Source organism: Pelistega sp. MC2 (assembly GCF_900099475.1).
GTDB classification, from domain to species: Bacteria; Pseudomonadota; Gammaproteobacteria; order Burkholderiales; family Burkholderiaceae_B; genus Taylorella; species Taylorella indica.
This window is the reverse complement of the sequence record NZ_LT628275.1, coordinates 523,255-535,920: the sequence shown is the minus strand read 5'-3', so window position 1 is coordinate 535,920 and position 12,666 is coordinate 523,255. Positions and strand designations below refer to the sequence as shown.

General features: G+C 38.7%; 9 protein-coding genes. 6 read left to right on the top strand and 3 right to left on the bottom strand.

Going from position 1 to position 12,666, the window contains the following annotated elements:
• Positions 1-119 precede the first annotated feature (119 nt).
• Both mutL and miaA read left to right on the top strand, forming a co-directional pair.
• A complete protein-coding gene (gene mutL / locus BQ4443_RS08025) occupies positions 120-2,018 on the top strand; it encodes a DNA mismatch repair endonuclease MutL (RefSeq protein ID WP_071058543.1) in 1,899 nt (632 codons plus the stop codon).
• A 1-nt stretch (position 2,019) separates the two neighbouring features.
• Positions 2,020-2,964 (top strand): tRNA (adenosine(37)-N6)-dimethylallyltransferase MiaA, encoded by a 945-nt coding sequence (gene miaA, locus BQ4443_RS08020; RefSeq protein ID WP_023948837.1) that lies wholly within the window; start codon positions 2,020-2,022, stop codon positions 2,962-2,964.
• Between the two features lie 23 nt (positions 2,965-2,987).
• Here miaA and BQ4443_RS08015 read toward each other — a convergent pair whose 3' ends face one another.
• The 3 genes from BQ4443_RS08015 to purM all read right to left on the bottom strand — a co-directional run bounded on the left by BQ4443_RS08015 (position 2,988) and on the right by purM (position 9,165).
• The gene (locus BQ4443_RS08015; protein WP_071058542.1) at positions 2,988-5,888 is read right to left on the bottom strand and encodes a type III restriction-modification system endonuclease; all 2,901 of its coding nucleotides are present in this window, start codon (positions 5,886-5,888) and stop codon (positions 2,988-2,990) included.
• 1 nt (position 5,889) lies between these two features.
• Complete coding sequence (locus BQ4443_RS08010) at positions 5,890-7,818, bottom strand: site-specific DNA-methyltransferase (RefSeq protein ID WP_083331897.1); 1,929 nt, start codon at positions 7,816-7,818, stop codon at positions 5,890-5,892.
• Between the two features lie 297 nt (positions 7,819-8,115).
• Positions 8,116-9,165: a phosphoribosylformylglycinamidine cyclo-ligase gene (gene purM, locus BQ4443_RS08005; RefSeq protein WP_071058541.1), complete on the bottom strand. Its 1,050-nt coding sequence runs from the start codon at positions 9,163-9,165 to the stop codon at positions 8,116-8,118.
• Between the two features lie 145 nt (positions 9,166-9,310).
• Between purM and BQ4443_RS08000 the strand changes: the two genes are divergently transcribed.
• Genes BQ4443_RS08000 through folK form a run of 4 tightly spaced genes read left to right on the top strand, consistent with a single transcriptional unit; the run spans position 9,311 to position 12,613 of the window.
• A complete protein-coding gene (locus tag BQ4443_RS08000) occupies positions 9,311-10,006 on the top strand; it encodes an HdaA/DnaA family protein (protein ID WP_071058540.1) in 696 nt (231 codons plus the stop codon).
• Positions 9,996-10,670 carry an HAD family hydrolase gene (locus BQ4443_RS07995; protein ID WP_023948843.1) on the top strand — a complete coding sequence of 225 codons (675 nt, stop codon included), beginning with the start codon at positions 9,996-9,998 and terminating at the stop codon, positions 10,668-10,670. Before BQ4443_RS08000 ends, BQ4443_RS07995 begins: the two co-directional genes overlap by 11 nt.
• Positions 10,671-10,683: 13 nt before the next feature.
• Positions 10,684-12,129 (top strand): polynucleotide adenylyltransferase PcnB, encoded by a 1,446-nt coding sequence (gene pcnB, locus BQ4443_RS07990; protein WP_023948845.1) that lies wholly within the window; start codon positions 10,684-10,686, stop codon positions 12,127-12,129.
• The gene (gene folK, locus BQ4443_RS07985) at positions 12,122-12,613 is read left to right on the top strand and encodes a 2-amino-4-hydroxy-6-hydroxymethyldihydropteridine diphosphokinase (protein ID WP_071058539.1); all 492 of its coding nucleotides are present in this window, start codon (positions 12,122-12,124) and stop codon (positions 12,611-12,613) included. The genes pcnB and folK overlap by 8 nt, the downstream gene beginning before the upstream one ends.
• The last annotated feature ends 53 nt before the right edge of the window (positions 12,614-12,666 follow it).

Genomic DNA, 12,666 nt, shown 5'->3' with positions numbered 1-12,666 from the left:
GCTAAACTCAATAACTGTTTTACCTCAAAAATAGTAAAGAGTTAGCGAGTTCCCTATTGACTATGCCTATTGAGTTAAATCAGGCTACAATAACGATTTAGTTGCTAGCTAATGTCGTTATGAGTGATCGCCATCATATCCATCTATTACCTGATCAATTAATCAGTCAGATTGCAGCAGGTGAAGTTATTGAACGCCCTGCTTCGGTGTTAAAAGAGCTAATTGAAAATTCTATTGATGCTGGAGCAACGGCTATTGAAATTCGTCTAGACGGTGGAGGTATTCGACGCCTATGTATTATTGATAATGGTTCAGGCATTCCAAAAGATGAATTAGCTTTAGCCTTAACACGTCATGCAACAAGTAAAATACGCTCTCTCAATGACTTAGAGTCTGTACGCTCTATGGGATTTAGAGGTGAGGCACTTGCATCAATTGCCTCAGTATCACGATTAAGCCTAAGTTCCCGCACACAACACCAAAAACATGCTTGGAGTATTGATGGAACTCATGGTGTCATTGAGCCATCATCAGGAACTCAAGGCACTGTAGTAGATGTACATCAATTATTTGATGAGATTCCTGCTCGCCGTAAATTTTTAAAGTCTGAACAAACAGAGTTTTCTCATTGCGTTAATGCTATTGAAAGAATTGCCCTAGCTCACCCACAGATAAGTTTTAGAATTTTTCATAATGATAAACCCTATAAACAATGGTTAGCAAATGATATTCATCAACGAATTCGAGATGTTTTGGGACAAGAATTTGCGAATGAGAGTTTAACTGTAGAAAACAGTACCGCTGTATGTTCTATTCAGGGGTTAATTATTCAGCCAAGTGCTGCCAAAGCCAAAACGGATATGCAATACTTGTATGTTAACCATCGTTTTGTCAAAGATAAAACCGTTTCACATGCAATTCGCACTGCCTATAATGATGTATTACATGGTGATCGTCAACCAGCATACGTTTTATTTTTAGAAATTAATCCTATGCTAGTGGATGTGAATGTCCATCCTGCTAAAAGTGAAGTTCGCTTTAGGGATAGTGGTGCTGTTTATCGATTTATCCATCACAGCATTAGTCAAGCATTAGCGAAATTAGGCGGACAATCCTCACCTCTATCAATAGATACTCAACCTGCAAACGAACACCCTTCGCCTCTTTCTGCCACAAGCTACAGTGGTAATCAAGCAAACCCTGCTATAGGCGCTAAGAGTAATCCCAGTTATAAACCTGCCCAACATTCTTTAGGCTTTAACTATGATAGCTCTTGGAAAGATATTTACGCACCATTATCAATTCCATCAAAAAACCCTACTGAATCTATACAAGATCAACCTATCCCTGACAGAAGTAATATATCTACTGTTGGCAGTAGTTTCGGTGGTGCAGTTTCCTCTTCGACTATTCCCTCATCAGAGAATACTGATGACTTCCCTCTAGGTATGGCTATTGGTCAATTGCATGGTATCTATATACTGGCACAAAACAAAGAGGGGTTAATTCTGGTTGATATGCATGCAGCTCATGAACGTGTTTTATATGAACAATTAAAAAACCTTCTTGATCAACAAGAGATTGTTTCCCAAGAATTATTAGTACCATTGACCTTACAAATATCTACAAAACAACTCGCCCTAATTGAAGAATATAACGATAAACTCACTGAGATTGGTTTATTACTTAAGGCAACAGGCCCCACTTCCATTGCGGTCAGAGCTATTCCTAGCCTATTAGCAAAAGGCGATATCGAAACAATGGTCAGACGCATTTTATATGATATGGAACAAGTTGGTAGCTCAAGTATTTTTACCGAACATCGTAATGAACTATTAGCCACAATGGCATGTCATGGATCTGTTAGAGCCAATCGCTTACTTAGTATTGATGAGATGAATGCCTTATTACGTCAAATGGAAAAGACAGAGAGAGCGAATCAATGTAATCATGGCCGTCCAACATGGTTTACATGGTCTCTAAACGATTTAGATAAATTATTCATGCGAGGACAGTAATATGTCTGTAGCAACCAAGACACCGATTATTTGTATCGCTGGCCCTACCGCTTCGGGGAAGTCTGCAAGTGTTCTAACGCTTGCTGAGCATCTTCCCATTGAAGTCATCAATGTAGACTCTGCAACCATTTATAAAACAATGGATATTGGTACAGCCAAACCCAGCCTAGCAGAGCAACGTATGGTACGACAGCACTTACTGGATATTAAAGATCCTTTAGAAAGTTATAGTGCCGCTGATTTCTATCAAGATGTCCATCGTTTAATTAAAGAAATTCAAATACGCCAACGAATTCCTATTCTCGCTGGTGGCACCATGATGTACTATAAAACGTTACGAGAGGGTTTACATGATTTACCCACAGCGAATGCAGAACTTCGTCAAGAGATTGAACAACAAGCAGAACAGCATGGTTGGACTCATCTGCATAATCAACTCAAACAACTAGACCCAATCACTGCAGAACGACTATCTCCTAATGATAGCCAACGTATTTCTCGTGCTATAGAAGTAATTACTCTTACAGGTCGACCACTTTCTGAACTCTTTGCTGAACAAAAAACTCATGACAGCGAATATCACTTTATCACTATCAGCTTAGAGCCAAGCGAGCGCTCACATTTACATCAACGCATTCATGAGCGCTTTATGCAAATGATGGATAAAGGTTTTTTAGAAGAAGTTCGCCACCTTTACCAACGAGGAGACTTATCGCCTGATCTTCCGTCAATTCGTTGTGTGGGCTATCGTCAATTATGGGGCCATCTCGCCGGAGAAACAGACTACACAACAGCAGTTGAACAAGGCATTGCCGCGACTAGACAACTAGCCAAGCGACAACTCACCTGGCTACGTAGCCAACCAGATAGAGTTATTCTCAATTGCTTTGACCCTAAACTACCTCAGCAAGTATTGGAGACAGTAAAGCCTATTTTAGGGATATAGCGATTAAATGGCAATCTAACATACTATATTGTGTTAAGTAACTCCCTAATGATTGCTTGAATTTTTTCTCCTTGGAACTGTGTTGTAAATGTCACCGTTGTTTCTTGCCCAATTTTAGTAAACAGTTGTTCAGCATGTTTAATTTTTTTTGCTTCTTCTTTTCGCAAGGAGTCAGAATCTTCTACATTTTTGGTTTCTAGCAATAAATTGAGTGTTTTACCTTTTTCAGTTTTAACAATATACGCAAAATCAGGAGAATACGACCCACCACCTGCAACAGGTATTTTGATTGAGTTTTTGGGAATTTTAGTAAATACAATCACTTCCTGAACCTGATTATTGATGATATTTTCATGCTCTAATTCACTATCATAAAATACACTATCAAACAAAAACGCTTCCAATGGCTGCTGGTTTTTATCATACAGAACGCCCAAATCGGCAGCACCCACTTCTTTTAAAACATTGCCTTGACTATCCGTAAACTTTGTCGGATGGATACTACTTGACACGCAACTATAATCGATGCCAAATACTGTAAATGAATTAAGCAATAACCATCGATCAAAACCTACATTTATCGTGTGAATAGTACGTTCATTCAGATATTTTGAAATATCCAACTTATTACTAACTTCTACAAAAGCACGGTGCAAAGTTTGTATTTGAATTAACGCCGTTTGTGACAATTTCAACAAAAATTCACGGTAATTCATGGTATTAATCGGCTCAAACATTTCATCATGCAGACTGCTTGTTTCGGTTGCAGTCAATAAATTATTGCTGACCCTGATTTCACTTTGCACAGTGCGAATGCCTGTCGGTATAAATCTATCCGTACTATCATATAAATACTGAATGAACAATTGCAAAAATTTTTCTTCATTCTCAATCTTGTATTGCAACAAGGCTTTTTGATTGATAGTCTCCCACAGGGCTTTGAGTTCATCGTATTTGCCCACACGCATTTTGACCTTGGTCGCTTTATCGCCCGAACGCATGATTTTGCCGTTTTTCAGTCCACCTGAAACTTCAAAGGCTTTAGGGAACAATTTTTTGGTTTCAGCAAAACCGTTTTCCACAAAAACATCATCGTCATCAGTTAAATCCGCCAATTTATTGCGAATACTCTTTTTGCTTTCATCGGGATAAGCAATCCGAATTTTCTCAATTAATTCATCGGTTAAAACAGTAAATACCATTGGTTTTGCCACCGCACTATTCACTTCATCGTTCAATGTTTTGACGAAATCAGTTTCACTGCTGTCCACAAAATAATTCAGGAAAAACGCATGGTCTTTAACCCGCGCCATGTATTCATTCACAGGCAAACGCAAACCGCGCCCGACTTCCTGCAATTTACTGGTTTCACTACCGCTAGAACGCAATTTGCAAATCTGAAACACATTCGGATTGTCCCAACCTTCGCGCAAGGTCCATTTGGAAAACACAAAACGGCGTGGATTGGCAAGCGACAACAAGGCTTCTTTGTCGTGCAAAATTTCGTTCACTTCCTGCTCAATATCGCTATCTTTATCGCTGTTATCTTGCGAAAAATAACCACCATGCGTGCGTGAAACATCGTTTAATGCCGTTTGCCAATATTGGCGTAAAAATTCATCGCTTTCATTTTTCAGGCAGCTTTCTAATTCCGCTTTTACCATTTGCTCAAACACGGTTTTCAGGCTACCTGAAAGTTGATTTTGTTCATCACGATAGCCAGCAATATCATCAATAAAAAACAACGTGAGGGGTTTAATCCGTCCGCCATTGCGTGTGAGCAATTGTTTTTCCAAAATAAAATGCTGTCTCAAGGCTTGTCGTATCATCTTGTCACGGACAGTATCACTGTAAGAATAAGGGTTTAAGCTATCGCCTTTTTTCAATTCAATCCCATTACTCAACACCAACACCGACTTGTTCATTTCTGCCACAAACAAATCAGAAATAGCTTGATGAACACGACTTAAGTTCTCATTTTTTCCTAGCTTAAACTCTTGCTTATTTAACGTAAACGTCGCTTCTTTACCATCTAAATCAATCAACTTAAGCCGATCACCATTATCACCATCAATCTGTTCAGTAAATGCTCGAATACCTTTTACCAAGTCGTCATTAAATGCATCAATCGCTGTCAATCGGTAAACCAAATTTTCAAATTGATTGTTAAACGTTGCTCCATAACGCAAAATAAATTGGGCATTGAATTTCAACAAATTTTCCCACGTCTTTTTGTCTTTGGGGAATTTATGCGGTTCGTCCACAATCACAACCGGCTTAACCGCCGCCAATGCCTCAAACGGTACATGATATTTGTCTTTAATCAGACGGCTGCCATCATTGCTTTTATCTTTGCCTGCCATCGTATCTGAATTAACCATACCAGCATTAATCAGTAAGACGTGAATTTTCTGCTTATCGTCCGCTTGCACAAAACGCACAATTTCAGACGGCATAAAGGATTTTTTTGCCTTGGATTTTTGGCTTTCAACCACATACAGCTTGATTTCTTTTTCGCCATAGCGCCCTGCAAAATCCTTGCGAAAATGCTCGGCAAGCGCGGGGCTTTCTAGAAAATTTTTTGTGCCTGCCTTAATGGAAAGGGTCGGCACAACCACAATAAATTTAAACACGCCCAACGTCCGATTTAGCTCAAACATGGTTTTGGTGTAGGTATAAGTTTTACCTGTTCCTGTTTCCATGGCAATATCAATGATGTTGTTGTTTGACAATGCAATATCAGACACGCCATTAGCTTGTTGGATTTTTTGTAAATTATCTATTTTCAGGCTACCTAAAAATTCAATTACTGGATTTTCATCATGTCCACTCGCTTTTAAATGCACACGATCAAACACCGCTAAAACCGACTCAACAGCTCGCTCTTGGTGCGGTAAATTTTTTTCGTAAGTAAAACCAGCCATCTCAATATCTCGCCAATACGCTTAAATTATTCAAGCCTTTCTTATTGGCATATGTTTTTACCGCTTGAGCAAGCTCTTTTTGCATAGCACTTTCCATATTTTCGCCAAATAACACAACGCGTTCAGGGATAAATTTTGGCTCGTTATCCAAGCGTTCAATCAAGGCTTTTACATTGTCAGAACCAAAACCACTTTCCAATAAATACAAATGCTGACGGCAGTAATAAGCCGTATAGCCTGCCAAATCAATGGTTTGTACATTTTCAGTCAGCCGTGAGCCGTCATAAACGCGCCAAGTGGTTAAAAGCGTGTGTAATTGTTCATCGCTCAACATGGCGTTTTGTGTATTAGGCAATTCAGTCTGTGTCGGGTTAAAATCGGTATCCAATGCCGTCTGAAAACCGTCGATTTCAGCGAAGCTAAAATTCGGCTCGGTTTGGAAAATTTTAAAGCCGAAATCGCCTGAATAATTGGGGTTTTCCGCTTGGATTTTGGCAGTGGCTTTTTCAATACGCGCTTTGGTAATGTCAAAAATGGTTGGATAGCCAGCTTTGATAGCTTCTGCTTTAGATTTTTCTGGAATTTGAATACAAATAAAACGGCGGTTGCCTTTATCATCTTTATTCATATCCATCACAGAATGAGCTGTTGTACCTGAACCTGAAAAAAAATCTAAAATCAAATGATTGTCAGTAGATGAAGTAGCTAATTGTAAAATTCTTTTTAATAAAGTAATTCCTTTAGGGTCATTAAAAATTCCTTTTCCCAACAAATCAGCAACTTCTTCATTATTTCCATGTGAATGCCCAACTTCTTCATATCCCCATAACGTTCCGCAAGTTACACCATTGCGAACTTCGCTAAGATATGTTTTTTTATCTACTCCTCCATTCTTATTAAAATATAAAGCTCCTTCTTCATATAATTCTTGTAATCGAGCTTTTGAATATCTTGGATAGCGACCTGTTGGAGCTGTCCATGTTATTCCATTTGAAAATTCAATAGTATAAATTCCATTTTCAGTTCCACTTCGTGCATGAATTGGAGTTGCTTTCCAAGCACCTTTCGGGTCATTATCACGATTTTTATAATCTTTATTCTGTTTTTCTGTTCTTTCTAATAAATTTAGAGAGAAAATCGTTCTACTTTTTGAATAACACAGAATGTATTCATGTTGATATGAAATGTCCGTATCATTGGAAACGGTATATTTATTGTTCCAAATAAAACTGCCAACAAAATTCTCCTCCCCAAACACCTCATCACACAATAACTTCAACTGCGCCTGTTCATTATCATCAATGCTGATAAAAATCACGCCATCATCACGTAATAATTCACGGGCGATATACAACCGTGGATACATAAAGGTCAGCCATGCACTGTGGGAATTGGATTTTTTAGACGTAAACTCCAGCACTCGCTGGGCTTCTTCTAAATCCATACATCCCAACTCTACCAACTGTTCAGGTGTAAATTTACGATCATCTTGATACACAAAGCCGTCCGAACCTGTGTTATAAGGCGGATCAATGTAAATCATCTTAATCTGATTTTTATAGGCGTGTTTCAAGTATTTCAGCACTTCCAAATTATCACCTTGAATCAGCAGATTTTCGCTATTGGCATTTTCAGGCTTTTGATTGTGCTCAATATTTTCAGCCAGCAACGTTTCAGGCAGCGTGTCTTTCAACATTTTGGCATAGGATTTACCCAACCAATTTAGGCTGTAACTTTCTTTTTGCGCTTTAATACCGTCTGACTGTAAAATTTCTGCCATTTTCTCAGGCAAAAATGCACCATGCTTATCAAAACAATTTGGAAAATGTTGCTTCAAGAGTGCAAGCCGTTCGTTTTTATTTGTCAGAAACTCTTGATTTTCAGGCTGCGTATTTGATGAAAACAAAACTTTGGTGGTAATCTCACTCATGAAATCACCTTTTGTTTTCTATGAAAATTATCTAATTTAGTGTATAATTGCGTGCGTGCGTGCGTGCGTGCGTGCGTGCGTGCGTGCGTGCGTGCGTGCGTGCGTGCGTTGCTATCATTTCGTCTCTATCCTAAAAAAATATTATCAAACTTTCCGTGTTATCCAAGCCATTTTATTTTTATTACTCGATTTTTGCTTTTATGGCAATGCCCCAAGAGCAGAAATCCACTTATGGGGCACACTTTTAATTCAAACCTCTTATGAGATTTTTTAATCTTCTATATAAAAAAGAATAACCTAAATCACCACTGTTTGTGCTTGACCGTCTTGTTGAGCAACAATTTCACCTAGTGAATAAACCGTTTCACCTTGTTCCGCAAGCGTAGTTTTAATCGCCTCTTCTTGATCAGCAGGCACAACAATTACCATACCAATGCCACAGTTGAATACACGGTACATTTCTTCTTGAGCAACATTACCTTGCTCTTGTAACCATTGAAATAACGGCGGGAAAGTCCAAGCTGATTGCTTAATTTGCGCCGTTAAGCCTGACTCCAAAATACGAGGAACATTATCCAATAAACCACCACCCGTAATATGAGCCAGTCCTTTAATGGCTGCACCATGCTTATCTAAGGCGGCAAGTACAGATTTCACATATAACTTGGTCGGTGCCATCACCACATCTACTAATTTTTGACCATGAAAATCATCATCTGGTTTAGCGCCAGCTCGTTCAATAATTTTACGAATTAACGAGAAACCATTTGAATGTGCACCACTTGATGCTAAACCAATGATTTTGTCACCTACATTAATTGATTTACCATTGATAATCTTAGACTTCTCAACCGCGCCAACAGCAAAGCCAGCTAAGTCATACTCACCTTCTGGATACATACCAGGCATCTCAGCAGTTTCACCACCGATCAAAGCACAACCTGATAACTCACATCCTTTGGCAATACCACCAACCACGGCAGCAGCTGTATCTACACTTAGTTTGCCACAAGCAAAATAATCTAAAAAGAATAAAGGCTCTGCACCTTGCACCAAAATATCATTGACACTCATCGCCACTAAGTCAATACCTACAGTATCATGACGATTCCACTCGAAGGCAAGACGCAATTTTGTGCCTACACCATCAGTACCTGACACTAACACTGGCTCTTGGTATTTTTTGGGAACTTCGAATAAAGCACCAAAGCCACCAATACCAGCCATTACGCCATCACGCATTGTTTTTGCGGCTAAAGGTTTAATACGATTCACTAAAGCATCGCCTGCATCAATATCAACACCCGCATCACGGTATGTTAGAGAGTTTTTTTCATTTGTTGTCATGAAAGTCAGTCCAAACTAGGTAAAATAAACGTAATGTAAAAGCGTCAACCATCAAAGATGAACGTAAACTACTATTTTATTCATCATTTGTATAGAAGAAAGTATAATTTTACGCTGAATACAAGAATTACGTTGTAGTTTTCAAATGAAAGAACAATTATTTTTAGCCGATTTACTTATAAAACCAGCACCAAACATTGATAATTTTGTCGTTGGTAACAATGAAGAAGTCTGCTCTCTATTTAAAAATTTACCTTTAGGACAGTCTATCTATTTGTGGGGAGAAGCTGGCTCTGGCAAAACACACTTTTTAAAAGCATTATCCACACCAACAGCAATTTTTTTCAATCACCAGAATTTTCCTAGCAACCATTTAAATGCACCTATTATTAGTAAAAATACTCGCATCCTAATTGATGATGTCCATTTATTTTCACCTGAACAACAAACATTACTCTTCAATCTTTATAACGAGTGGCAAGCACGTAAATTACAAGAAGATGCCTTCACACTAGTCGTAACAGGGGAACATCCCCCTTTACAAATGCAAATTCGAGAGGACTTACGTAATCGTTTAGGTTGGGGATTAGTGTATCAATTACAAATGCTGAACGATGAAGATTGTAAAAATGCACTTAATCAGAGAGCCTCTGAAAAAGGGATTCCCTTAAGTCCAGAAGTTTTACAATGGATTTTCACCTATTGTCCACGCGATATTCGTTTACTATTTGGTTTATTAGAATCACTGGATGCTTACGCTTTACGTCAACAGCGACAAATTACTATTCCACTCCTAAAAAGTCTTCTTCAATCTAATAAGGATCTTTTTGATGACAAGTAAAAATCTGGCTTTATTTGACCTTGACCACACACTTTTACCCATTGATAGTGATCATGAATGGGTTGAGTTTTTGATCCGCCATCAGTTAGCCGGCGATCCTCATGAAGTAAAGCGTAAAAATGATGAAATTTATGCAAAATATGCTGCAGGTAACCTAACAATTGAAGAGTCAGCCAACTTTATGTTGAGTTTTCTCACCTTACATAATCAGTTTGATTTAGCTCGTTATCATGAACAGTATATGCATGAAGTCATTCGACCCAACATTAAACAACAGGCCCTAGATTTGGTTAACCAACACTTGGAAGCTGGTGATTTATGCTGTTTGGTGAGTGCTACCAATTCATGGGTTATTGGTCCAATCGGTCGTGCTTTCGCTTTTGAACACATCATTGGCACAGTACCAGAAATAAAGAATGGTCAATTTACAGGTCAATTTACTGGTGTTGCCAGTTATAAAGAAGGTAAAATTACACGAACTGTTACTTGGTTAGAAAGTTTAGGACTTAATTTTGATAGTTTTGAAAAATCCTATTTCTACAGTGACTCGATTAATGATGTTCCTCTTTTAGAACATGTCACACATCCAATAGCCACCAACCCTCAAGCATCATTGCGTCAATATGCACAGGATAAGACTTGGACGATTTTAGATTTATTTTAATTAACGACTATTCATGTTAAAAGAAACCATCCACAAGTATGTAGGAAAATTATTTTCCTCTGGCAAAACTAAAGCACCAAAGGCTAAAGTCTATACCTTACCAGACCATAAGATTGACCTACGTCTAGTCTCTAGGAATGCTATCAAAGTCTGTGAAGTCTTACAAGAAAAAGGCTATGAAGCCTATATTGTAGGTGGTGCAGTCCGTGACTTAATTTTAGGTTATGAACCTAAAGACTTTGATGTAGCAACAAATGCAACGCCCGAAGAGGTTAAAAAAGCATTTCGTCGCGCTCGTATCATTGGTCGACGCTTTCGATTAGTACATGTTGTGTTTGGTAATGAAATTATCGAAACATCTACTTTTAGAGCACCAGGTGAGCAAACACGCGATGAGCATGGCAGAATTCTCAACGATAATATCTTTGGGAATCTACAAACAGATTCGTTACGTCGTGACTTTACCTTAAATGCTCTTTATTACAACCCTATCAAGCAAGAAGTTATTGACTATCATAACGGTGTCGGTGATATTCGCAAGAAAATCATTCGTATTATAGGTGATCCAGAAACACGTTATCGCGAAGACCCCGTTCGAATGCTACGTGCTATTAGATTTGCGGCAAAACTTGATGCTACTATCGAAAAAAATACTCAAGCTAGCATTAAGCCGTTAGCCTCACTAATCTCTAATGTGCCTGACTCTCGCTTATTTGATGAAACACTTAAGCTACTCACTTGTGGAAACGCCTTAAACTGCCTGAAAAAACTACGAGAAGAAGGCTTAGACAAAGGGATTATTCCCCTTTTAGATATGGTGTTAGAGCAAAAAGGAAGCCGACAATTTATTGAGTTGGCACTTGATCGCACCGACCATCGAGTGCGCAGTAATCGCCCCGTGAGTGCGAGTTTTTTATATGCAGCGATCTTATGGCCACTAGTTCAACGCTACTACCAAAAAAATATGGCATCAGGCCATATGCTGCCCGTACCTGCATTAGTAGCTGCGTCAAATCAAGTCTTAGACGAGCAGGTACAACGACTTGCTTTACAACAGCGTCATAAATCTGAAATACGTGAAATTTGGTTAATGCAACCACGTTTTAATAAGCGCGCACCTAAATATATTTGGCGTATGATTGAGCAACCCTATTTTCGTGCTGCATGCGACTTTTTACAAATTCGAGCAGCCGCACATGAGTTTGATAGCGTCTTGGCTCAATGGTGGATGGATTTAGCCAATGCACCAGACTCAGAAAAAGCTCATATGATTAATGAGCTATTAAAAACATCATCCTCAAGGAATAACCATCGTCAAAAATCCGATAAGAAACCGTTTATAGACTCTCTTGCTATAGAAGGAACACCCCCTACTCGTAAGCGAAAAACCCGTCGTCGCTCTACAAAAAAGAAATGGGCAAACGAATCAAGTACATCACCGGTATCATCCAATGACTAAGACAGTGAATAACGCTTATATTGCACTAGGCTCTAATTTGGGAGAATCTAGCAATTACCTTGGAAAAGCATTACACGACTTATCTACTACGCCAGATATTTTAAGTATAAATTGTTCTTCTTTTTATCGTAGCTCACCAGTAGATAGTCATGGGCCAGACTATGTGAATGCAGTTGCTCAACTTAGCACCACCTTATCATCACAACAATTGCTAGCTTTACTACAATCTGTTGAATTAAAGTATGGCAGAGAGCGTCCTTATAAAAATGCACCTAGGACATTAGATTTAGATATTTTATTATTTAACAACGAAGTTAGTAATACGACCACCCTAACCATACCTCACCCACGTATGCATCTAAGAGCATTTGTATTAGTGCCTCTAAAAGAAATCGCTCCAGAGATAACCTTACCTCAAGGAGCGATTGATGATCTGATTGGTGCCGCCTATGCTAATGGTCAAACACTAACAAAAATGCCTTAAAGTATCAAGAGGTCTAACATTACCTAAACTAACCTCCCACTTCACTTATACCT